At 38.9% G+C, this 22,859-nt stretch carries 19 protein-coding genes, 1 pseudogene and 2 riboswitches; of the genes and pseudogenes, 5 read left to right on the top strand and 15 right to left on the bottom strand.

Going from position 1 to position 22,859, the window contains the following annotated elements; genetic code table 11:
• Positions 1-28 precede the first annotated feature (28 nt).
• The 3 genes from J7W16_RS11160 to J7W16_RS11150 form a co-directional block, all read right to left on the bottom strand.
• Positions 29-883, bottom strand: coding sequence for a helix-turn-helix domain-containing protein (locus J7W16_RS11160; protein WP_210597390.1), 855 nt, complete (start codon positions 881-883; stop codon positions 29-31).
• 136 nt (positions 884-1,019) lie between these two features.
• Positions 1,020-1,883, bottom strand: a complete 864-nt coding sequence (locus tag J7W16_RS11155; RefSeq protein ID WP_210597389.1) for an SDR family oxidoreductase — start codon at positions 1,881-1,883, stop codon at positions 1,020-1,022.
• Positions 1,884-1,958: 75 nt separating this feature from the next.
• Positions 1,959-2,501 (bottom strand): GNAT family N-acetyltransferase, encoded by a 543-nt coding sequence (locus tag J7W16_RS11150; protein WP_210597388.1) that lies wholly within the window; start codon positions 2,499-2,501, stop codon positions 1,959-1,961.
• Between the two features lie 229 nt (positions 2,502-2,730).
• A riboswitch (guanidine-I (ykkC/yxkD leader) is annotated at positions 2,731-2,827 on the top strand.
• 68 nt (positions 2,828-2,895) lie between these two features.
• Here J7W16_RS11150 and J7W16_RS11145 point away from each other — a divergent pair.
• Together J7W16_RS11145 and J7W16_RS11140 are read left to right on the top strand one after the other, a co-directional pair.
• The gene (locus J7W16_RS11145; protein WP_210597387.1) at positions 2,896-3,237 is read left to right on the top strand and encodes a DMT family transporter; all 342 of its coding nucleotides are present in this window, start codon (positions 2,896-2,898) and stop codon (positions 3,235-3,237) included.
• On the top strand, positions 3,237-3,551 hold the full coding sequence (locus J7W16_RS11140; protein WP_210597386.1) for a DMT family transporter: 315 nt from the start codon (positions 3,237-3,239) through the stop codon (positions 3,549-3,551). Before J7W16_RS11145 ends, J7W16_RS11140 begins: the two co-directional genes overlap by 1 nt.
• Before the next feature lie 97 nt (positions 3,552-3,648).
• Here J7W16_RS11140 and J7W16_RS11135 read toward each other — a convergent pair whose 3' ends face one another.
• The 6 genes from J7W16_RS11135 to J7W16_RS11110 all read right to left on the bottom strand — a co-directional run bounded on the left by J7W16_RS11135 (position 3,649) and on the right by J7W16_RS11110 (position 13,736).
• Positions 3,649-4,077 (bottom strand): DUF4181 domain-containing protein, encoded by a 429-nt coding sequence (locus tag J7W16_RS11135; protein ID WP_210597385.1) that lies wholly within the window; start codon positions 4,075-4,077, stop codon positions 3,649-3,651.
• 346 nt (positions 4,078-4,423) lie between these two features.
• Positions 4,424-6,340, bottom strand: a complete 1,917-nt coding sequence (locus J7W16_RS11130) for a tetratricopeptide repeat protein (protein WP_210597384.1) — start codon at positions 6,338-6,340, stop codon at positions 4,424-4,426.
• Positions 6,341-6,901: 561 nt separating this feature from the next.
• Positions 6,902-8,647, bottom strand: a complete 1,746-nt coding sequence (gene atzF, locus J7W16_RS11125; protein ID WP_210597383.1) for an allophanate hydrolase — start codon at positions 8,645-8,647, stop codon at positions 6,902-6,904.
• A complete protein-coding gene (gene uca / locus J7W16_RS11120) occupies positions 8,647-12,282 on the bottom strand; it encodes an urea carboxylase (RefSeq protein ID WP_210597382.1) in 3,636 nt (1,211 codons plus the stop codon). Before uca ends, atzF begins: the two co-directional genes overlap by 1 nt.
• Before the next feature lie 80 nt (positions 12,283-12,362).
• Complete coding sequence (locus J7W16_RS11115) at positions 12,363-13,013, bottom strand: urea amidolyase associated protein UAAP2 (RefSeq protein ID WP_210597381.1); 651 nt, start codon at positions 13,011-13,013, stop codon at positions 12,363-12,365.
• 12 nt (positions 13,014-13,025) lie between these two features.
• The gene (locus tag J7W16_RS11110) at positions 13,026-13,736 is read right to left on the bottom strand and encodes an urea amidolyase associated protein UAAP1 (protein WP_210597380.1); all 711 of its coding nucleotides are present in this window, start codon (positions 13,734-13,736) and stop codon (positions 13,026-13,028) included.
• 59 nt (positions 13,737-13,795) lie between these two features.
• Positions 13,796-13,897, bottom strand: a riboswitch (guanidine-I (ykkC/yxkD leader).
• A gap of 288 nt (positions 13,898-14,185) precedes the next feature.
• On the opposite strand from J7W16_RS11110, the gene J7W16_RS11105 reads away from it, so the two are divergent.
• Complete coding sequence (locus J7W16_RS11105; RefSeq protein WP_210597379.1) at positions 14,186-15,556, top strand: APC family permease; 1,371 nt, start codon at positions 14,186-14,188, stop codon at positions 15,554-15,556.
• Between the two features lie 223 nt (positions 15,557-15,779).
• Here the strand turns inward: J7W16_RS11105 and J7W16_RS11100 are convergent, their stop codons facing one another.
• Positions 15,780-16,085, bottom strand: a complete 306-nt coding sequence (locus J7W16_RS11100) for a hypothetical protein (protein WP_210597378.1) — start codon at positions 16,083-16,085, stop codon at positions 15,780-15,782.
• Between the two features lie 221 nt (positions 16,086-16,306).
• Between J7W16_RS11100 and J7W16_RS11095 the strand changes: the two are divergent.
• Positions 16,307-16,765: pseudogene (locus J7W16_RS11095) on the top strand (AraC family transcriptional regulator).
• Positions 16,766-16,884: 119 nt separating this feature from the next.
• Here the strand turns inward: J7W16_RS11095 and J7W16_RS11090 are convergent.
• From J7W16_RS11090 to J7W16_RS11070, 5 genes are all read right to left on the bottom strand, one after another.
• Positions 16,885-17,910 (bottom strand): DUF4179 domain-containing protein, encoded by a 1,026-nt coding sequence (locus J7W16_RS11090; protein ID WP_210597377.1) that lies wholly within the window; start codon positions 17,908-17,910, stop codon positions 16,885-16,887.
• A complete protein-coding gene (locus J7W16_RS11085; protein ID WP_210597376.1) occupies positions 17,907-18,470 on the bottom strand; it encodes a sigma-70 family RNA polymerase sigma factor in 564 nt (187 codons plus the stop codon). The genes J7W16_RS11090 and J7W16_RS11085 overlap by 4 nt, the downstream gene beginning before the upstream one ends.
• Positions 18,471-18,621: 151 nt before the next feature.
• Entirely contained in the window at positions 18,622-19,473 is an 852-nt protein-coding gene (locus J7W16_RS11080; RefSeq protein WP_210597375.1) for a P-loop NTPase family protein, read from the bottom strand.
• Positions 19,474-19,589: 116 nt separating this feature from the next.
• Positions 19,590-20,012, bottom strand: a complete 423-nt coding sequence (locus J7W16_RS11075) for a hypothetical protein (RefSeq protein ID WP_210597374.1) — start codon at positions 20,010-20,012, stop codon at positions 19,590-19,592.
• Positions 20,013-20,181: 169 nt separating this feature from the next.
• Positions 20,182-20,403, bottom strand: coding sequence for a hypothetical protein (locus J7W16_RS11070; protein WP_210597656.1), 222 nt, complete (start codon positions 20,401-20,403; stop codon positions 20,182-20,184).
• A gap of 625 nt (positions 20,404-21,028) precedes the next feature.
• On the opposite strand from J7W16_RS11070, the gene J7W16_RS11065 reads away from it, so the two are divergent.
• On the top strand, positions 21,029-22,774 hold the full coding sequence (locus tag J7W16_RS11065) for a methyl-accepting chemotaxis protein (protein ID WP_210597373.1): 1,746 nt from the start codon (positions 21,029-21,031) through the stop codon (positions 22,772-22,774).
• Positions 22,775-22,859 lie beyond the last annotated feature (85 nt).

The raw sequence follows: 22,859 nt of genomic DNA, 5'->3' as shown, positions 1-22,859 counted from the left end.
TTCAGACACTTTTGTTATGTCAAAAAATCTATTTATTAGCATTCATATTATACTGGTTACAATACTGTCTTGGTGAGGAACCAGTTATACTCTTAAATGCCTTATAGAATGTTGAGTAATCTCCAAATCCAACCGTATGGGCGACATCGAGTGCACTCATACCAGTCAGCAGTAAATCCATTGACCACATCACTCGTTTGTACGTGACGTATTCAATAACAGTAAATCCTGTACTTCTTTTGAAGCTATGACATAGGTAATATTTATTTACAAAAAAAGTGCGTTGCAACAAATCAAGAGTGATTTTTTTGTCCAAGTTTTTGTTAATAAAATCTAGGATTCTGACAACTTTTTCATCATATTTATGGTGCTCCACAAGAGGATGGTTGTACATGTCAAAAACCTGATTGATTTGGATCAGCATTTGGACAAAATAGGATTTCATTAGAATGTGATTTTCAGGAGAGGGGCTGGCGGCGTTTTCTTCAATCTTCTCCCATAGGAGATCAATCTTTCTGTTTCGGACGTCTGTTGCTGAGATTCTATTAAAATGACCTAACTTTCTATTTTCAATACAGGTCAGCATATTATAGTCTTCTGTTTGAAAGGATGATATATATTCAGGTTTGAAATGAATATATTTTCTTTCGTATAACGCATCGGAATCAAAGACAATCCGATGAAGCTCTCTAGAATTCGTAATGATTAAGTCATATGGAGACAGCTTATATGCCTGACCTTCTATGTAATAAGTGAGGTCACCCGATATAAAGAAGAAAAGTTCGTAGCAATCATGAATATGAGTCAGAATATCGAAAGGTGAATCAATGACGGTATGGTCGACTACAAATGCTTCACTTTTGTATTGTAATAGCTGATTCATCCCTCCACCTCCTCTTTTTCAAGAAATCTATGTCACTTACGATATTAATTAATGTGACATTATTTGCAATGTCCGGTTCTATCAAGACACCCCCTCTTCCTTAAAGGAACTTTATTTTCTATGGTTAAACCTTGCCTTATCTATTCCATTCCTCTTGATGATCGATTGCATACTGCTTAAATGAAATAGGAGCTCGTTTTAGGAGATCACTCACCCCTGTTGTTACTTTCTCGGCAGTCCCTAACCTAGTTAAAACATATAACATCGTCATAACGTTTGCGAATTCCTTCTTTATGCCTCTCTTAATAAGAGTTTTTCTGAATTCAAGAATGCCAGGATTTTTGTACTCAATTTTTCTCCCGAGGGTTTCTGTTAGTAGTTGGGCGACTTCGTAATAATCAATCGCTTCAGCACCCGTTAATGTATACTTCTTCCCCAAATGTCCTTCTTCTTTGAGGCAGACGGCCGCTACGGAAGCAATATCTCTTGTATCAATGAAACTTGTTTTTGCCTGACCGACAGGCATAAATAATTCGTTACGTAGTGCGATATCCTCTAAATGATTCGTGTTCAGATTTTGCATAAAAAATCCCGGTCTTAAAAATGTAAATCCAATTCCAGACTCTTGAATCATATCTTCGATTTTTCGATGTGGGACAATTGGATTTTTCTCAACTCCCATCAGCGAAACAAATACAATATGCTCAACCCCGACTTCTTTCATTTTATCAATAAACGGTTTCATCTCTTTCTTAGGTTTGGCTAGCTGTGGTGGTCGCATTAAAAAAACCTTACGAACACCTTCTAAAGCCTTAACATAGGTTTCCGTATGTAAGAAATCAAATTCAACTAGCTCCACATCTAAATCGGTGAATTTATTCCTATCTTTTTCTACATTTCTAAGTGCAACTCTAACCTTTTCTTTCTTTGCAATCAGTTCACAAACAACATAATAGCCTATATTTCCAGTCGCTCCTGTTACTAATATCGTTGTGCCCATAACAGTTCCTCCTTGCTTCGGAATGGGAATCAATTATTTTTTTGATTTCGTTATAGAGCACTCACACACGCTTTGTCAGCTAGGCCAATCTGCAGCGACCATCGCATAAATCACATGGTCGACATAATGGTCATATAGCCATTCTGCCTGTCTTTTGCACCCTTCATTTATAAAGCCTAATCGTTCAGGAATGGCCCTGCTTTTCATATTTTCAACTGCAGCTGTAATTTCAACACGATTTAAGTTTAACTCATTAAAGGCATAATTCGTTAATGCTTTTGATACTCTTGTCATAATCCCATTACCCTCATATTCCTTACCAAGCCAATAACCAATATAAGCAATTTTATTAATCCAATCGATCTCGTTATAACCAGCAACCCCAACGATCTTACCTTTGTATAAAATTACTGTGTTTATGCCACAGTGTTCTGCATAATTTTTCATGCTTGCCTTAATGAAATTCAGTGTATCCTCTACCTTAGTATTGGTATCTAGCCAAGGAAGCCACTCTCTTAAATGTTCCCTAGATTGATCTGTTAGCTCAAATAGTTGTTCGGCATCGTTTAGCTCAACTAATTTTAGTGAGATTTCACGATCTATTTTATATACAAACATCATTCTCCCCCCTATATCATGTCACTACTTAAGTATAAACAATTCTATTTTCTTAGTTCATTATCCTCCACACGATCGTTCCTTCATCTCGCCCCTCCTTCTTCTGGATAAAGAGTTCTTTGTTATAAGAGCAGACTTTTCCAACTGACAATCATTCGTAAGTCGACCATCGATGCTTTTTTTATTGAATGTTCTATAGTTATGTGTATAATCTAAGTTAATTGCATTGAGAAAAGTTTTCTAGGGTTCCGCAGCATTACCGTTGGACTGGTCCGAGAGAAAACTCACAGCTTGCTGTGTCACGGAAGGAAAAAAGCCTGGGAGATAACTGTTAAACAGTATCTCTAGGTTTTTTTGTTTTTTGGTCAGCATTAATTTTGGAGGTGACATTTCAATGAACACTGATTGGATGAAAGTTTTTATTGCGGCTCTATTCGAAGTATTTTGGGTTATTGGTTTGAAATATGCAGATGGCTTTTGGACTTGGACTGGAACAGTCATATCCATCATCATCAGCTTCTATGTATTGATTATGGCAGGGCGAAAACTCCCCGTCGGAACTGTGTATGCCGTTTTTGTAGGACTGGGTACAGCTGGCACTGTTATTTCCGAAATCATACTCTTCGGAGAACCATTCAAGATGAGTAAAATACTTTTGATTTTACTGTTGCTAGTGGGGGTAACTGGCTTGAAATTACTAACTAAGGATAACGTTCAGGAAGGGGCTGATTCCTAATGGCCTGGATTTCTTTAATCTTAGCTGGAATATTTGAAATGTTTGGTGTCGCTATGATAAATAAATTTCATAAGGACCGTCATTGGAAATCCCTAATTCTATTAGTTTTTGGATTTGGAGCAAGCTTCCTATTATTATCTTTTTCAATGAAAACACTCCCTATGGGAACCGCTTATGCCATTTGGACAGGAATTGGTGCGTCTGGTGGAGCCATTTTAGGGATGATTTTCTATGGAGAATCAAAGGATTGGAAAAGGTTGGTTTTCATTGCAATGATTTTAAGTGCTGCGGTAGGACTTAAACTTGTATCGTGATCATGAATCGTAAAACAGGCTGTCAAAACCCGTATCTTGTCAATATGACTTCGACATAGTTCAGGTAGTGACAGTCATCAATAAATCCCTCCATTCTTTACACGAGTCCAAAAAAATCAGTCTGAAACAATACAAAAACTAATAAAAGAATAAATACAATTTGACTAATGGTCACTTTATAATCATTAGGATTCTCAGCATACTTTCGCTCAAAAATTGCTCTAACCATTTCGGAAAGAGAAATAAAAACAAATGTGATCAACCATGGCTCCAAGAACCAAGGCCATCTATTAGGATCTGTCATAATATTATTTACAAATCCCAATATGAGAAAAACCATTGTCGCTATTCTAATGATCCAGTCTATTTTTTTATGTTTTTCATTGATATGGTTATAGGAAAATCGTTTCTTTTTCTTCGTTTTGAACAAGGTTCTCATTAGTTTGTCAAATGAAATTAACAATAATAATACAATTGTTAATAACACTATTAATCTCAGCCAAAAGTTCGGTTCAATCCCATACATATAGTTGTTGTCCCCCATTTACCGTGTTTTACTAGGTTTCCTTTTCTAAACACTTGTTTCCGACTATTCGTTACTATGATAAATTTATTTAATCCAATTAAAGATCACACGAATTACAATTATTCCAATTGCAATTACTAGTTTCACATAACTCATTCATAGTTTAACATTAATTTCCTATTATTAAATAACAAAAACCGTTTCTAATGAAAGGAACGGTTTTTGATATGATTGACGGACATCAGATACCTTATGCAACAAAGGTTTGTTGAATGAGTCCTATTTTGAGGTGTATAGCGGAACCCATGTCCATATAACACTCTAAAGGACGGAGGAAATTTACCTATTATGCAAGAAAGCCTTTTTGATGATCCAATTGTAAGCGTATTTGAACGTTTTCTAAAAGCTCAGTCGAAAAATGGGAGTCTTCTAGAAATTCCATTTTTTCTTCATAGGTCCATTCTTTATCTAATTCAAGCCATGTTAAGAGGTGAGAAAGAGCCTCATCCATGTTCATCCAATAATCATGTAACTGGGCTAATTGATAGTATGCGGCTCGGTAGGATGGATCAATGGATAGACAGGTTTCCAGATTAGTCACTTCATTTTCTATGTCTGCAAGTTCTGCATAAACAAGTGCCAGATTATAATAGGAAGCTGGGTCTGCCGGATTAAGGATTTGATATTCTATTGCATCAAGAAGAGCCTCTTCTGGTTTGTCATCATTTAAATAAATGAGCCCTCGGAGCCAATGAATGTTTGATTGATTGCCACCAAGAACAAGAGCTCGATCGCAATCAGCTAACGCCTCTGCATGTCTCTTCACATCTGTATAAATTTCAGCTCTCTTCAGGTAAAACAAAGGATGATTTTCATCTAACTCAATTGCTTTGGTTAACTCGACTGCCGCTTCATCATAATAGTCTAACGATTTTAACAGCATCGCAACGTCAAGCAAGAAGAATGGATCTTGTTCTAGTGTAGGATTATGATGTTGAGCTTTCATGAGATCAGCCAGAGCCTCTTCATACTTTGCAAGATACATTCGAGCGTCGCTTCGTTTCCACAATATTTCACTATTCTCCTGATCAAGCAGGAGAGCGGACGTGTAATCAGCTTCTGCCTCCTCATAACGTTTCAATCCCAAAAGCGTTAAGCCTCGTTCAAGCAGAATATGACCATCTGCTGGGTCTTCCTCAATTACAATATTGTAAAGTGAAAGTGCCTTCTCATACTGCTCTAATGCTAGATAGGAACTTGCAAGCCAATACGTGTACATCGGATAAGTTGGGTCTAGCTCTAGTCCTTTTTTAAAGTCATCTATAGCCTTTTCATACTTATTAATTCCCCGGTAAAACAATCCCCTTTCTAGAAAAGGAATATCAGAACGTGGGTATAAAGAGATGGCATTCTCATATGTGGCTAGTGCCTCATCGACTTGCTCCAGATCTAAATAAATTTGAGCAAGATCAATCAAGTAGGAGCAACGATCTTCGGCTTGTTCATGAAAATTCAAAAATGCAGCGGTCGAATATTGAGCTCTATTGAAGTACTCCACCCGGCCAAAATCCTCAGTTACTACTAATTTCTGATGCAAATGGGAAGCTTCTTTAAGATAGCTCACAGCATCAGAATATTGCCCTTTCTCTCTTAACTCCATCGCTAGTCGGTAATAGTACATCGGCACAACATGTTCTTCTCTTTCGATGGCTTTGTGAAAAGCAAACAGGGCTTCTTCTGATCTTAATAGAGTAGAATAATGAACAGCTAATTCATACCAAGTAGAGCAAACTGATTCTTGAGATTCCAAACGAATGGTTTCCTTGTAATCCTGAATGGCTTCCTCGTTATAGCCAAGGTCCATATGAATTAGTGCTCTTGTGTAAAAGTAAAACTCCCTCTGAGATGTCGGGTTACGTTTTAGGCCCTCATTAATGGCAATAAGAGCTTCTTCATCATGATCACCCGTTTCTCTAAGAATGTTTGCTTTTAGGTTATATAAAAAGGGATCATCTAGTTCGTCTTCTAATTGTATAAGAAGGCCCAAGGCTCGATCTGAATATTGAGCTTCATGAAGGACTTTACAATAATCAAGCTTTTGATCATCAGAAAACAATGAGAAATCGCTTGACTCATAAAGCCTACGGGCACGTTCGTAATCGCCTTGCTTCGTCGTGTGGTATGCAATTTTGAGTTTAAGTGAAGGTCTATTTGCTATTCTCGCTGATTCTATTTGTTGTTTAGATAAATTGATTGTTTTCACGAGTATCATCCTTATAATGGAATTTATATTTTACATCTTCATCTCATGTATCGTATCCACCTAGCTTTCTCAAATGTTATCCAACCTCCTTGTAAAATATTGTCCTTTAATAATACAATATTTTCCCTATACACTGAACTCAAACAATCCCTTTGCTTTTCATCCTCCTTATTTTCAACGAAAGAAACCTCTATTCCCCTCTCTCTTCATTGACATTCTCTAGTCTTCTTCCCAGTCAGGTAATTCTTTTAAAAAGGTTTGAGAATTAGTGGTCAGCAAACAAAGTAAGCTAGGAACTAACGGACATTGAATCAGGTATTTTTTAATATAAAAAGGATTCATATTATTGGGGCACTTCTGGTACCTTATTTGGTCGAGCTCTGGTGAATCAACTAATTTGAGATTAATAGAGTAATGTATGTCCACAACAATCTGAAATCTCGCATTTTTTTTATCATAACGGAACGATTGTCCGCACCAGCGACGCGAAGATAGTGGTCCCTTGTGAACATAAAAAAAACAACCCCGCCTTTCCCAGGAGGAGTTGTTGCCTTCTTCAACTTAATTCACTTGTAATACTTTACGCCAACCACCTAACTCTGTAATATCCTCTGCTCCATCAGCTGCATACGCTTCACAGATGAAGCCTGGGACTTCACTTCCGTCTGCGAGTTCTACTTTGCCGATGCCGAGCGGGGCTGGGATCATTGTTGCAAATTTGCCAAATTCACTGAGAGGCATTTCCCAGATTTCAAGCTCGATTGCTCCTCCACCACCATCGCTTTTTTTAATCATACCAGGCTTTGCCGGCTCGGATGGGAGCTTGACGAATTGATAGACAGGAGCTGAAACAGCTTCACGAACAAAAGTTGCCCGGCATCCCTTCATTTGTTTCTCTAACGGAAAGCCTCGCATATGCAAGCCACAGACCGCTACAAATGTCGTCTCTTCTAACTGAATCTGACTACTAGCCTTCAAGAATAAATCTGCCGTGCCACAGATCAATCCTTCCTCATCCGCTAAGCCGAACATCGTAATGCCAAACGGCAAATTCGCTTCCGCTTCACCTGATGGAACGGCGACTGCACACATATCGAGTAGATTACAATGGTTTGTGTAGCGTCCCATATCACTATTAGTTTCAATTGGATTTTCACGTACTTGCTCACGCGTCCATGTTCCACCAGCAGTCGGCAAGATTAAAACAGCATTTCTAAATAACTGCCTCGCTTGTAATTTAAACGCCTGAAGCTGGTGCTGTGCTTGGAAGAGAGCAGCTGCATCGTAATGACTGGCAGCCCCTGAACGAAGTACCTCTTCTGTTACTGGAAACGTTACACCAGGATGTTCTTCTACAAACGAGCCAAGTGCCGCCCAGCGTTCCGCTACCATCGGCCCACCATATAAAAGTGTCGCTGCATCCGACAAGAATTGAGTGTCAACATAGTCAATTGGAACACTCAGATTCTCGAGCTGAGTAACTGTACGCTCCCAAGCTTGCCGATACTGATCAGCAAACGGTCCATAAAAGGACGGAGTATCCTTTGGCAAAACAATTCGCTCTGGAACAGATGCAACAGGGGCTGGAATTTCACGTGACCAAGGATCCTGTTCCTCACCCCCACGAGCAATCTGATCAACAAGTAAGGCATCCTCGAATTGATGAGTAAAGACGGTCACACAATCCAAGCTTGCACACGCGGGCACAACACCCTTTGTAGGCCAAGCTCCAACACTCGGCTTATATCCGACTAGGTTGTTTAGCAGTGCTGGAATCCGACCAGAGCCAGCTGTGTCTGTTCCTAATGCAAAGACTGCCTGGCCACGTGCGACCGCAACGGCTGAACCAGAGCTTGATCCACCACTGATAAGCTCAGGCCGTAAAGCATTATGAGTTTCACCATATGGACTACGTGTTCCCACTAATCCTGTAGCAAATTGATCAAGATTCGCTTTCCCAACTGGAATAGCACCCGCAGCAATCAACCTCGCGACAACCGATGCATCTTGATTGGGTATATACGCATAATCGGGACATCCTGCCGTTGTTTCAACACCGGTTAGATCAATATTATCTTTAATCGCAAAAGGAATTCCCCAGAGCGGTGAACTCTCAATATCAAGAGAGTTCAGCCTTTCTAGGTATGGTTGAATAAAATCAAGAGATGGTGGCGTAATCCAAATATTCATTCCAGCGTCAGCTTTCGCTCGTTCAATAATCTCAAGAACGACCGCTTTTGGAGTCAGTTTCTTCCTAGTATATTGTTCTCTTAACCACTGGGCTGTTAACTCGTATGGAATGTGCATTATACCGTCACCGCCTCTACTTTTTCTGCTCTAATACCTGCAATAAGCTGCCCTGCGTGTACTTCATCACCTGGCTTCACATAAAGGCTGTCAATATAGCCATCACAAGAGGCATGCTGGGGGAACTCTGTTTTCATGCTTTCTTCGATTAAAATGGTTTCACCCTTTTTCACAAATTGGCCTGGTTCCACTAGCACCTTCCAAACGCTTCCAGGCATTGTGCAGTGAACACCAACAACCCCTTCTGGAAGCTCTTGCTCTTCACTTTCGACTACGGTATCTTGTTCGGAAATGTATTCTGCTAGCCCTTTTTCCTTCCAGCTTTCTCGCTCGGCTCTAAAAGAGTCCTGCTGCTTCTTACGGAATACGGCTGTGTCTGCTTCGATTGACTTTAAAAAGGCTAAGTAGTCACCAAGCTTAAAGGTTGTTTCGGTAATATCCGCTTCAAACCGGCCACGCGGGAAATCTTCTCGGAGCTCAAGCAACTCATCTGCTCCAACTGGGTAAAATTGAATTTGGTCAAAGAAACGGAGCAACCATGGCTTCCCTTCTTCAAAGCTCTTTGTTGAACGAAGCTTATTCCACATTTGAATCGTGCGACCGACGAATTGGTAGCCACCAGGACCTTCCATTCCGTAGACGCACATGTAGGCACCACCGATTCCAACCGCATTTTCCGGAGTCCACGTCCGAGCTGGATTATATTTCGTTGTCACTAGACGATGGCGTGGATCCATTGGAGTCGCAACTGGAGCTCCTAAATACACATCACCCAAGCCCATAACGATATAATTTGCGTTAAAAACAACATCCTTTACTTCATCTAAATTATTTAAACCGTTAATACGACGGATGAATTCCAAGTTACTCGGGCACCATGGTGCATCCGGGCGGACATTTTTTTGATAACGCTCAGTTGCGAGCTGCGTCGATGGATCATCCCATGATAGTGGAAGCTTTACAATACGAGACGGCACTTCAATCTCTTCAAGTGGTGGCAATTGGCTATCAAGCTCCATAATTTTCGCCGCGGCTTCTTGCACCGTTGTCTTCGTTGGATCAATATGCACCTGGAGCGAGCGAATCCCTGGTGTTAGATCCACATACGGAATTTCGCCGTCTTCCTTAATCGCATTCATTAAGACATGTGCTTGGAAGCGAAGCAGTAAATCAAGCTCCATTTCCCCGTACTCGACAAGAAGATACTCATCCCCTGAACAGCGAATCGTCATCGGGAATCGTCTGTTTTCCTCTTCTTGTGCAAGGATTGGGTAATTTGAGTCAACCTCTCTCACTGGTGGTAAGACACTTTCTACTCGAACCTCTGCTCTTGTGCCTTCACCGATTGCGGTTAGTTGTTTTTCTTGTTCCGCACGCAGTTCATTTGCATCATCAAGGGTGAGTAACTCAAAACGAATCTTATCTCCAGGATGTAATTGACCAAGCTTCCAGAATTCAGCCGATGCAGTTGTCACTGGACAAACGAACCCTCCTAAACTTGGGCCGTCTGGGCCGAGTAAAATAGGCATATCACCTGTTAAGTCAAGTGTTCCAACTGCATACGCATTGTCATGGATGTTCGATGGATGCAAGCCAGCATCGCCACCGTCTTCACGCGTCCATTTTGGTGCTGGTCCAATTAAACGGACACCTGTACGTGAGCTGTTAAAATGCACTTCCCAGCTTGTTTCAGTTAATTGAGTTAAGTATTCTGGTTGCAGAAACTCCTCTGTACAATGCGGTCCCGGAATGACACCAATTGTCCATGTTTTCGTCATTTCTGGTCGTGACGTGAGGTCGAGCTCTCTTGTTTCAAACGGCTCCACTCCGCCAGTAACATTCAACACATCACCAGGGCGAAGGGCACGGCCACCATGTCCACCGAATCCACCTAATGTAAATGTTGCTGCACTGTTAAGGATGCGCGGCATATCGAATCCACCAGCAACTAATAAGTAGCTTCGCATACCTGTTTTTGCTTCACCAAATTCGAGAGTTTGACCTTTCTTAGCTTGGATAGGCTTATAAAGTTCAACTATTTCTTCATCTAATTGAGCCTGCATGTCTGCACCTGTTAAACAAAACCAGATGTCATTTCTAAACTTGTAAGAGCCGCCACGTAATGTCAGCTCAAGACCTGGTGCATCATCCTTGTTTCCAAGTAGCTTATTTCCAACTCGGAAGGAAAGTGGATCCATAGGTCCGCACGGTGGAACCCCAACATCCCAGTGACCTGTACGTCCAGGGAAGTCTTGAACAGTCGTTTGCACACCACCGTCTAAAACTTCAATCGCGTTCTCTACCGGCTCAAAGCCATTCAACATTTGTGTAAAGACACGACCTGCCTTGCATTCTTCATCTATTAATAACGCTTGTAAGTATTGAAGATTTGTCGTCAGGCCATAGAAGCGGGTTTCTTGTAAGGCTTCGTATAATTTCGTCAGTGCTTCTTCACGGTTTTCACCATGAACAATGATCTTTGCAAGCATCGGATCATAGAGTGTGGTCACGGTGACTCCATCACGCAACCATGTTTCCACACGAGCTTTCTCTGATAGAACGACTTGATCAAGTTGACCTGCACTTGGACGGAAGTTTTGAAGGCAATCCTCCGCATAGATTCTCGCTTGAATACTATGACCAACAGGCTTTTGAACTAGAGAAGATAAATCCTTCAACTGATCTGCCGCTTCCTTAACCATCCACTCGACAAGATCAATTCCTAATACCTCTTCCGTTACACCATGCTCTACCTGAAGTCTCGTATTCACTTCAAGAAAGTAAAATTCTTCAGATTCTGGATCATACAAGAACTCAACAGTACCTGCACTACGATAACCTACTTCTTCTGCTAGGCTCTTGGAAGCAGCAAACATTTTTTCACGGACATCGTCTGATAGGTTAGGTGCTGGGCTTTCTTCAATAACCTTTTGATTGCGGCGTTGGATCGAGCAATCGCGCTCTCCTAACGTCACCACTTCTCCTAACCCTGTTCCGAAAATCTGTACTTCGACATGGCGTGCTCTTACAATATATTTTTCTAAAAAGAGTCCACCATTGTTAAAGTTTGTTTCTGCCATGTGGCGAACGCCCTCGTAGGCTTGGCGGAGAGTTGCCTCATCTTCACAGACACGCATCCCGATACCGCCACCACCGGCCGTACTTTTTAAGATAACAGGATAACCAATTGCATCAGCTTCTGTTAAGGCCTCATCTAATTCTGTTAATAGGTTCGTCCCTGGTAGCAAAGGAACTCCAGCTTTGATCGCAATGTCACGAGCTGAATGCTTAAGGCCGAACATCTCCATTTGCTCCCCAGTCGGTCCGATGAAGGCGATCCCCTTTTCCTGACACGCACGAGCGAAGTCGGCATTTTCACTGAGGAAGCCGTAGCCCGGGTGGATCGCTTCTGCTCCTGTCTTGATCGCTGTTTCTAAAATTAGGTCTGCGTTTAGGTAGCTATCTTTAGCTGGACCATCACCGATCAACACGGCTTCATCTGCATGGTCGACATGTAAGCTGTCTTGGTCCGCTTCTGTATAAACTGCGACTGACTGCACTCCTAATTTTTTCAATGTTCGCTCTATTCTAACCGCAATGGCACCGCGGTTTGCTATTAACACTTTCTTAAACATATGAAAACCCCGCTCTCTTTGTTTATGTGAGAGATAGCTCAAAAGGTTCTCCCTCCCTTTTGAACCATCTCAGAAAATGATTACTTCTCCCAGATTAGTACCCGTACAGGTGTTGGATTGTATGCATTACAAGGATTGTTCAATTGTGGACAATTGCTAATCAATGCTGTCGTACGACATTCTGCTTTCATTTCTACATAGCGATTTGGTGCTGATACTCCGTCCGCAAAGGTAAGTCCGCCCTCTGGTGTAACTGGAACATTCATAAAGAAGTTAATATTCGGTGCTAAGTCACGCTTCGTATAGCTGCCATCGTATCTTGCCATTTGCAGCATAAATGTATCACGGCAATTATGCATTGGTAGTGTCTCATGTGCGTAACGAACGGTGTTACTTTGTGCAGAGCAGGCCCCGCCTAATGTGTCATGACGACCACAAGTATCCGCAACAATTGTCATTAATGGCTTACCAGATTCTGCTCTAAGCACTGAACCTGTTGATAGATAAATATTTTGTTGACCAGCAATTGTAGCAATTGCGCTATAGTGATCATCAAGGTTCTCGGCATCAAAAAATAATGTGTCGGCTGCTTGATTTCCTTCTAAATCTTCTATTCTAAGTACTTGACCCGGCTCGATTTCACGCATCCAGCCATCTCCTGCTTGAATGACCTCGCTGTAAATTGCCTCTTCTGCTATACGCTCACTTTCAACTCGATTAAAAACTGCCATATGATCTCCTCCTTATTTCACTAACGTTTCGTATTCCCAAGTATTTTCAAAGGCTCTCCGATTTTCAGGGCGAAAATTTAAACAATAATCATCAGCTGTGATTTCATCTGCGTCTCCTACTACCATATTGACTGGAACGGAAGGATACGTCGTTCTTGGATCAAGCGGATTCGGCGTGTTCGATACGACAAAAAGCAAATCCATCTCCGTTCGAAGTGTTACGGTTGTTCCTTTTGCACAATGGTCAACTACATACTTCATGTTTCCCGCCTCATCACAGAACACTTTTGAAAATAAATTAAGATTTGGAACTAAGTCTCTCTTTCCTAATCCATTTCGGACAAGTTCAACTAGTAGATTTTCCTGCCCACTGCGATACCACTCATTACGTAGGTCCTGATATGTTGTTTTGCCGTATTTCTCATCTGTTAGTTCCCTTGTTGTGTAACCAGAAATTGAATCATGCCAGCCAAGTGTATCCTCTACAATACTTGCTATCGCCCGCCCGTTATCACTCATAAGAACATGCCCTGTCGTTAAATGGGCTGTATGCTGCGCCTTTAGAGTATCAGGCATGTTGTAGCGTTCGCTTAAATCGTTCGGATTGTAGAGTAATACAGAAAGATTTGCTCCCCCTTCAAGTGCAGTAAATCGTACTTCTTTCCCTTTACTAATTACGCCAGACCATTTGCCTCCTGCAGGAATTGTTTTGTTCCAGTTCATTTCCGCTACCTCCCAATTTGTAAATGGTAATAAAAAAAAGGATAAAAGCGTTGGGAGTCGTCTCCCAGGCTTTTATCCTTCCGTGTAATACAGAATATCTGTACCGCTCTCTCTCGGACCAGGCTTGATCAATCATCAACGGAACCCTAGAAAGCTTTTTCGTCCTCAACGCTTTGTGAGAACCTTTATTCGGTTAACTTAACTCGAAGTATAAAGACTTATCAAACCGACAACAAGGAGTCTGTTAGAAAACATGACAAAGTTTTCACAAATGCGAAAAATCTTAATTGTTCGAAAAGTATGTCAGCTTATATCACACACTTGTTGCAAGACCGATCCATTTTACACAAGAATTAACAACATAATCATTTTCAACCGTTACCGAAGCAAATTAGTATTGCAGAAAAATGTAAGGATGAGTAGTAACCACAAAAAGGAGCTGTTTAGAGATGAACAAAGAATCAGATTTAAAGAGAACGTTGACGTTATTTCAAGTCGTCATGCTTGGTCTTGCGTGGAATACCCCCATGATATATTTCTCTGTTTTTGGAGTAGCTTATGAAGGATCAAGCGGGTTCTTAACTCCTGCCTATGCTGTAGCCGTGTTAGCAGTAATTTTTACTGGAGCGAGTTATGCCGTTATGGCAAAGAAAATTCCAATCTCAGGCTCCGCATATACATTCGTAAAGAAAACAATGAATCCGAAGCTTGGTTTTATTGTTGGATGGGTCTTACTATTTAACTACTTGTTTGCCCCGATTATTGCTTGCATTACATTTGGAATCTTCCTAAATACCCAATTCCCTCAAGTACCGCCATATGCTTGGATTATTGGATTAACAATCCTACTAGCCATCATTAGCATATTAGGAGTAAATTCTTCAGCCAATATTAGTAGCTTCTTCGTTCTATTACAAATCATCTTCATTGTCGTTTTCTGCGGCTTTATCATTAAAGGATTGGTTAGCGGTGAAGGCAGCGGAACACTTGTTTCAATGGACCCTTTTATAAATAGTGGAATGTCCCTTTCGGTTGTTTTAGCCGGTGCATCGATAGTTATCTTCTCCTTTTTAGGCTTTGATACAATGACGACTTTATCAGAAGAAACGATCAATCCTAAGAAAACAATCCCTCGTGCAATCTTTATCATGATTGGAATTGTCGGTATATTACACGTTGCCACATCCTATTTCATCCAATTGATAGTTCCTAATTTCACTTTTCAAAACCAAGACTCCGCAGCCTTGGAGCTAGTCAATATTGTTGGTGGAAGTCTGTTAGGTTCGATCTTCATTACCGTCCTTATTGCAGCGATTTTCACACAAGGTTTAGCTTCAGTTACAGCTGTCTCAAGACTCTTGTATGTGATGGGCCGTGATTCGATGCTTCCAAAAAAATTCTTTGGTTATATTCATCCAAAATATAAGACACCTGTACTAAATATTCTTTTCTCATCCGTTATCACATTATCAGCGATTTTCATTTCAATTGATGCGGCCCTTCGTTTTGTTAACTTCGGTGCGTTAACAGCTTTCTTCTTTGTTAACCTATGTGTCATTACACTCTATTTTAAGAACAAGAAGCAGCATAGAAGCTCGATTCGAGGATTAGTTGCTAACCTAATTTCACCGATTATTGGTACTGCCTTCATTACATGGCTGCTATTCTTATTAGATCTCCCGACGTTAATCGGTGGATTCATCTGGGTTGCACTCGGTTTGATTTACCTAGGATTCGTAACAAAAGGATTTAAACAATCACTACCAGAGATAGAACCAGTAAAAGTAGATGTCGTTTTACTCGAGAGAAAAGCAAATTAACTTTTTAGAACACCAGAAATTATTCTAGTATAAATAAAGGCTACTGAAAGAGGGCTTCCCTTTTTCAGTGGCCTTTTTTAAATTGATAGAAAATCAAAGAGATATCACTTTTTTCTAGAAAAACTCTCCCACTTCACTCTGCTTGTAGGTCTTATAATACAATCCGTTCTGATCGTTAGTAATAAAGATTTGGACCATCCGCATTAAGAATTCAACTAACATACTATATTCCCACCTGATCAAAAATCATTAAAATAAAAACTACAAATACGTGTAAGAAGACAACCACTGCAAAATGATAACCCTCAATTCCACTTATTAAATGAAAAACTAGAGGAAATAATAAAGTCTCTAAGCCTAACACCATTAATAAAATTCCAATTCTTATCGCTAATTTTTGTTCATTCTGAGGATGAAATGTTACATGATTCCCAGCAATAAATGTCGTCTTACCACTCACTCGTACTTTATTTCCAATAAAGATAACTGTTAACCCACAAAGCATAACAATGATTGATACAACAAACATATAACCATCACCCCTTGAAAAAAATATCTATCCCTTTATACGCAAAAAAATTGAAATAGTTTCAATTCAAAATAAGGAAAACTCCCCTTGTAACACTGTCTGCTGAGTTACGGATAAAGTCTTTTTAAAAAAATTTAATCATCGAAATGAATATATTTTTAAAGCATGCTACATTCAGTATTTGTCAAACAAAATAATAAAAGAAAGGAGCAAAAAATGTAATGAAATACAAAATCGAAACACTCCCTACTTATCGTATTACTTATATGAGACGTTTTGGACAATATGGTTCTGCTAATATTGAAATAATGGAGCGATTAAAGAAGTGGGCTAACGAGAATCACCTTCTTGCATCTGCAATTCTTTTTGCAATTCCACAAGATAATCCAGAAACAACCCATCCTAACAACTGTAGATTTGATGCATGCATTGTAATTCCAAGTGATTATCAGGTAGATGATTAAGTTTTTGAAGCTGAGCTTGCTGGAGGAAGATTTCTTATTTATAAAGTCAAAGATACGGCAACTGATATTCAAAGAGCCTATTTTGAAATCTTTACTTCTCTAGAAAGCAGTGAATTTCAAATAGCGGACAAACCAATTATGGAAAGGTATATTGGCGATTTACTTAAAAACGATTATTGTGAAATATGCGTTCTAATAAAGCTTAATAATTCTTAAGTTAGTCAAAACAAAGAGCGATTACTTCAAGTAATCGCTCCTCTTACAAAACAAAACTTCTCATGGATTCGCAATATAAAAGTTGTTGTAGAAAGAAACCAGTACGATTCTTCTAATTGTTACTGTAACTCAATCACAATCGGCTCAAGCTCCACTTCAATATGCCCTTTCCCAGACATAAGACTAGCAATTTCCACAGGCTGTATGATTAATTTACTAGCCCCTTCTTGAATCGTACCGAAGTCAGTTGTTCCGTAAAATGCTTTTCCATTATCATGTGACGTTCCACCTCCACCTCCTCCATCTAAGTACACATGACCAAGATCATCGCTTATATGGAATGTTGGTGTTACACTTGGCCACTCTTTAAGTAGTTCATCTGACACCACTTGTTCATAGCTAATAACAGTTGACACATCAGTAAATTCAACCGATTTCAATGTAAAGCTCACATCTTTTTGTTGTACCGTTTCATTCACTAGCTGTATATCGCCTTCTACACGGTTTAGTGAAAAAGCAAAAGACCAATCCCCCTCTACTTCTAACTCATTTGAAAAGCTGTTAAATGCTTCTGGTTTCCATGTGACTTCTATGGTTTCTGGGTGTTGATTCTCTTCGAAATGAGGAGTAAATGTTTCTAATCCTACATAATGATTATCGCTAATTTTTGTAATCTTAGATGTCCCACCACTACCGCTTGCTTCACTAACATCAAACCAGTTCGGGGCACGTACATCCATTACCTCACCAAAATCATGCTCCGTTTCGATTGCATATGCGACCGTAACATTGGTCCCGTCATAAACCGCATTGTCGATCATAACTGTAATCCCATTACTCGATTGTGCAAGACCAATGTCGGTCGAGAAAGTCTCAAAATTCTTATAGTGTTGCTCCTCATCATCAAAATAACTAATGACATGATCCATAAATGGAATTTGTGATACTAGGGACGGAAATGCAAATCCCGTTGCCACTGTTAATACACTGACTCCTAGTGCCGCTGAAACAACCATGTTCCGCCAAATCGACGACTTTTTTTGTCTGTTCAAAACATGTTTTTTCACTCTTGCTTTTTCTAAGTCATCAACTTCAAGTAACTCAAGTTGATCAATATCTAAGTCCATCCATTCTTTCATACTCATACAAATCGCCCCTTCAACGTGGTGTTTGTCGCTAATACTTTTTTCCCTCGATACAGGCGGTTATCTACAGCTGCTTTTGTTAGTCCTAGCTCCTCGGCAATCTCGGTGTTAGGTAGTTCCATGAAATATTTCATCATGAAAATATCACGATCGAGTTGATCTAATTGACTAATGGCTAGTAATAATTCATTTTTTTCTTCTTTTTTCAGTACAGTTCGATCTGTTTGCAACGGGCTTGCTTCTTGTTTAAGAGGAGCATCAGATTGTTCTTGTGACAGTTGTTTTTGTACTTTTCGATACCTATCAATCGCCTTGTATTTCGTAATCATGCCAATCCATTTTCTAAAATCCTCAGCATCGCCGTCAAATTGCGATGCATTTTGCCAAACCGTTAGAAAGACATCATTGATGCATTCATCAATGTCTTGACGTCTTGTACTTATCAGAATTTTCGTTGCAATTGTTTTAACGAATGGCATATAAACATCAATGATGAATTCGAGTGCATCCTCTTTTTGCTTCTTTAATCTTTTAATAAAGTTTGTTGGTGAGCTTTTCATATTCTTCTCTCCCTTATAGCTGAAACGCGTTTCATAAAGTACAACGAACAGGAGTTGATGATATTCTCAAATTTTTGAAGCTTTTTTTGTATTCAACATAGAAAAAGCGCCCTGTGATTACAGGTCGCACTCTTTTTTCCAACATCGTTTTTCAATTTAGAATTTCTAGTACATTCAATTTCTCACTTAGCTTTGACTTATAATTGACAGTTTCATAATTGGAATTATTGATCTTTGTCTTTTTAATATGTAAGCTATCATATATTTCTCTTTCCAGCTCTCTTCTAGCTTCTAAAACTTTGATTGTTCCATCTAAACCTTGATAACCTTTCATCTTTCCATATCCTTGGTTTGTATAATAATCAACAAAACCAGAAGACCATTCTTTTGGTCTTTCCTGAACTGCCTTTCTGAATGAGAATTCCAAATCTTTTTGCTCTACATAAAATAGGATTGGATTTAACTGCTCTGTTATTTTCGCTAGTGAACAAATATAACTAACAACTTTTTCTCTTTGCTCATTATATTTCAACATACCGATTGTAACAGGGTTTTGTATTAAGCAGCATTCAAAAATGTACGTTTTGTTCCCCGTAAGAGCTTCACTTACAAATTGTCTCCATTTTTCAGCTATTAACTCGACATTCTTTTCAAAAGGCAGTTCATATATATCATTCTGGGCAATGCTGTTTAATAGACTGTCAGGAATATTGGCGCTGTTTTCATTTCTAATTTTTTGATATGGTAATAAGTAATTGTTTCCGGTCTTCATAACTTGCTCATTAAATACTTCGCCTAAATGTCCACTATTGACTAAAAAACTCTCAAATTCATCCTCATTTAAACAAGCTACACCCTCATAATCAGCAGGGTGATCAAGATTCCCTTCAAGATATAACTCAACATCAATATTATTTTCATTAAGAATGTCGTAGAGTAACTTTGCAGTGGTCGACTTTCCAAATCCCGGAAGACCTTCTACTATTATTAATTTTGTGTTCAAATAAAATGCTCCTTTTTTCAATGGATTAGGAGATATTCCTCACATTTATTATACTAAATGGGGAAACAGAGATCCTTGTTTATTTGATCAAATAATCAGTATCGCTCTACTTTTTCTTACTTGTTAATAAGTAAATATTCTTTGTTATTATCACCAATAAATTGTACTCCTTTTATAAGAGGTTCAAAATTAGTAATCTCCTCTTTTGAAAGCCCCCTTGAATCAAAAACAATTTCTCCGTTAATATCAATAGTATTCTGGTGGTATGAGATTCCTTGCCTTGTCGTCTCGATTAATCTATCTTGGATAAGTTTGGCTGGAATAACATTTACCTCGTCAACAATATTAATATCGTCTGCATTGGCTATTGTAAGTTCATAAGTCAGCTTTTGCATATCGTTCTTGTCCTGATCAAGATTTACAGACCCAATAGATGTCATGTAGTCCATTATTTTTTGTTCGTTTTCATCCTCGCTCGCAGCTGAACACCCTGTGCTAATTAACATAACTGACACTAATAGAAATAGATATTTATTCATAGTTTCACCTCAAAAATAGCAAACTTTCTGCACTATCCACCCATATATCACCCTTAATCCAAATCACTTTTCTCCAATCTGTGGTAATTTCAAACAATCCACACCAACAGGCAATTGCCCTTCTACTTGAGCAATCACCTATTTATCGGAAGGAAAGTCACAAAACAGATTACGAGTCTTTCCTCTCAAGCTTGTTTGATATTTCAGCAAGAAGATCATTTCTTTTTCGCTGAATGTTAATAAAGCTAACTGCAAACCAAACAACAAAGGCTATGGCAAAAAGATAGATAATTAGAGGTAAAAACATAAATAAGTTAAAGCCAAACCCAGTAACAGATATGAATAAAAGGCCTATGACAAGAGCTAAACCAAACATAATATAATAGTTCATTTTCTCCTCCTCAAAAACACTTAAATAATCAATTTCTATTCCAACACTCTAACAATCATACAACTTCATTTTAACACCTAATCCATATTTTGGTTGAAATATCAAAAGAAAAAGCATCCCCTTTTAAAGATACTCCCTCAACTTTGTGTTTTAGATAACGGCAAATACTTTGTGAAATAAACACCTAAAATTAACAAAAGCAAAGTAATACACCAATTTAATAACCAACAAAATTAAACCAGTAGGCTAAAAGATTTATTATACAAATTAGATAGAAACAAATTGGAGTTAAAGCACTTTTGATCCCGGTTATTCCTTCTTTTTTCCTTTTTTTAATCACAAGAGTTATTGAAAGAATAAATACAATTATGGTTATCACAGATAAAATAATCGGTATCATTTCATTCCCTCCTTTTCTATCCAATTTCCTCAAAAAGATTCCCTTATCTAGTAATTCAACAGAAAGAACGATTCCCCTTTCTCAAACGACTTTGGTTTCTCCACCACAATAGGTATTCGAGGAAGTAATTGCCACCTCATTTAACTCAATTAATATGAAAACGCTATACCGAATTTGTCGTAAATTGTCGATAATAAAAAAAGAAAACTAAAATGGGGTGTTTTTATGAACAGGTTGAAGCTAGCTAGTAAAAGTATTTTTACACAACTGATGATTTTGATTACATGTATTGTTTTGGTTACCGGTGCAGTCATTGGTTCAATTAGTTATTTTATTGCAGAAGACCAGTTAATTAGTGCAGGTAAGTTAGATTTAAAACATATTGTCGACAGTTCGTTTTCCACTTTAGATTCTTTAAATGACCGGGTTATCTCCGGAGAAATCACATTAGAAGAAGCGAAAGAACAAGCTCGAATTTACCTAAGTGGACCTAAGTTAGCTGAAGGCTATGATTTTCAAAAATCTAAGTTTTTGTACAAAGAAGAGGGCTATATGCTCGCCTACGGATTAGATTTATCCTCACAAGTACACCCAACTAATGAGATAGGAATCGTTCCTGACAACGTTACTAACCGAGAGATGATGGTTGCTGGGGCAAGGTCCACTGTTATTGAGGAGCATTACGTCTCTTATGAAGACAAAAATGACGAAACAGGAGAAATCCGTGATAAGATTGTCTATATGAACTACTACGAACCGTTTGAATGGTATGTTGGGATGGCGGTCTACGAAGATGAATTTTATGAAGGATTGTCAGTTGTTAAGCTTTTCATTATTTCCAGCATGATTATAATTATTGTTATAAGTCTCATTCTTTTCTATGTAGCAATTAGAAAGAAAGTCAAATTACTTAAACAATTAACCTATGTTTCAGTTCAAATAGCTGATGGAAATTGTATGGATACTAATTTACCAGAATCGAAGGATGAATTAGGACAATTAGCCGTATCCTTTAATAAAATGACCAAACAAATTAAACATTTAATTAGAACAGTCTCTGACACAAGCAATCAACTTTTGGATTCATCGACAAACCTATCGGCCGTTTCAGAACAGACGTCCGCTAGTAGTGCAGAAGTTGGGAGTTCTATGGAGGAGATTACAAAAGGTACACAGGACCAAGCTCATGCTCTAGAAGATATTAATCATCGTGTCGAAAAGCTGACACAATCGATTGAAGCGATGAATGAGCAAAGCACGATCATTAAAGATATCATCGCACATTCTGAGGATGCTTCAACACAAGGAATTTCTATTGTGAATAAGCTGAAAAAGTCGAATGAAGATTCATTGGCTGCTTCAGAAGAGATAAGTGTTGGTGTCAAAAGTTTATATGAGCGAACAAGAGAAATATACCATATTATGGAGACGATAGAGAGTATCTCTGCTGAAACGAATCTACTTGCACTAAATGCTAGTATTGAAGCTGCTAGAGCTGGAGAACATGGAAAAGGCTTCTCAGTCGTAGCATCGGAAATACGCAAACTTGCTGAACAATCTAGTAGAGCTACACACGAGGTGCAAGAAGTTGTTACAAGCATCGCTAAACAAACAGAACAGACAGTTGAAACAGTAGAAGGTACAAGAAACACTACCAAGCAATTAAGTGAGGATGTTTTAGAAACAGAAAGCAAATTCAATCAAGTGTCTTCATCAATTGTAGACACTGGAAACGCACTAGATATTCTGAATAAAGAAATCACTAAAATTATCGAACAAAGTTCAAAAATCAGTGATGGAATTAGTAGCTCCTCAAGTGTTTCTGAAGAGATAGCGGCGACAGTAGAGCAAATAGGCTCGTCTGTAGAAGATCAATCGAAAGCTGTTACTGACGTTGCTAAGCTTGCAGAGGAACTAAGCCAATTAAATCATCAACTAAACAATATGTTAAAGGAATATAAGATTGACTAGGAATAACCTTTAGACAATGATGTTTTTTGGCTGTTGAGAGTCTCAACAGCCTTTTTTTCTAGGTGAAAATAACGCCTCAGATCGT

It is taken from the genome of Halalkalibacter suaedae, from assembly GCF_017939705.1.
In the GTDB taxonomy this organism is placed as follows: domain Bacteria; phylum Bacillota; class Bacilli; order Bacillales; family Bacillaceae_D; genus Halalkalibacter; species Halalkalibacter suaedae.
Note: the sequence above shows the minus strand (reverse complement) of the source record. Positions and strands in the feature narration are given on the sequence as shown.

What these genes read in the sequence shown, in the direction of transcription:
- J7W16_RS11160 (WP_210597390.1), bottom strand. Translation starts at nt 883, where the DNA reads ATGAATCAGCTATTACAATACAAAAGTGAAGCATTTGTAGTCGACCAT.
- J7W16_RS11155 (WP_210597389.1), bottom strand. Translation starts at nt 1,883, where the DNA reads ATGGGCACAACGATATTAGTAACAGGAGCGACTGGAAATATAGGCTAT.
- J7W16_RS11150 (WP_210597388.1), bottom strand. Translation starts at nt 2,501, where the DNA reads ATGTTTGTATATAAAATAGATCGTGAAATCTCACTAAAATTAGTTGAG.
- J7W16_RS11145 (WP_210597387.1), top strand. Translation starts at nt 2,896, where the DNA reads ATGAACACTGATTGGATGAAAGTTTTTATTGCGGCTCTATTCGAAGTA.
- J7W16_RS11140 (WP_210597386.1), top strand. Translation starts at nt 3,237, where the DNA reads ATGGCCTGGATTTCTTTAATCTTAGCTGGAATATTTGAAATGTTTGGT.
- J7W16_RS11135 (WP_210597385.1), bottom strand. Translation starts at nt 4,077, where the DNA reads ATGTATGGGATTGAACCGAACTTTTGGCTGAGATTAATAGTGTTATTA.
- atzF (WP_210597383.1), bottom strand. Translation starts at nt 8,647, where the DNA reads ATGCACATTCCATACGAGTTAACAGCCCAGTGGTTAAGAGAACAATAT.
- uca (WP_210597382.1), bottom strand. Translation starts at nt 12,282, where the DNA reads ATGTTTAAGAAAGTGTTAATAGCAAACCGCGGTGCCATTGCGGTTAGA.
- J7W16_RS11115 (WP_210597381.1), bottom strand. Translation starts at nt 13,013, where the DNA reads ATGGCAGTTTTTAATCGAGTTGAAAGTGAGCGTATAGCAGAAGAGGCA.
- J7W16_RS11110 (WP_210597380.1), bottom strand. Translation starts at nt 13,736, where the DNA reads ATGAACTGGAACAAAACAATTCCTGCAGGAGGCAAATGGTCTGGCGTA.
- J7W16_RS11105 (WP_210597379.1), top strand. Translation starts at nt 14,186, where the DNA reads ATGAACAAAGAATCAGATTTAAAGAGAACGTTGACGTTATTTCAAGTC.
- J7W16_RS11100 (WP_210597378.1), bottom strand. Translation starts at nt 16,085, where the DNA reads ATGTTTGTTGTATCAATCATTGTTATGCTTTGTGGGTTAACAGTTATC.
- J7W16_RS11090 (WP_210597377.1), bottom strand. Translation starts at nt 17,910, where the DNA reads ATGAGTATGAAAGAATGGATGGACTTAGATATTGATCAACTTGAGTTA.
- J7W16_RS11085 (WP_210597376.1), bottom strand. Translation starts at nt 18,470, where the DNA reads ATGAAAAGCTCACCAACAAACTTTATTAAAAGATTAAAGAAGCAAAAA.
- J7W16_RS11075 (WP_210597374.1), bottom strand. Translation starts at nt 20,012, where the DNA reads ATGAATAAATATCTATTTCTATTAGTGTCAGTTATGTTAATTAGCACA.
- J7W16_RS11070 (WP_210597656.1), bottom strand. Translation starts at nt 20,403, where the DNA reads ATGAACTATTATATTATGTTTGGTTTAGCTCTTGTCATAGGCCTTTTA.
- J7W16_RS11065 (WP_210597373.1), top strand. Translation starts at nt 21,029, where the DNA reads ATGAACAGGTTGAAGCTAGCTAGTAAAAGTATTTTTACACAACTGATG.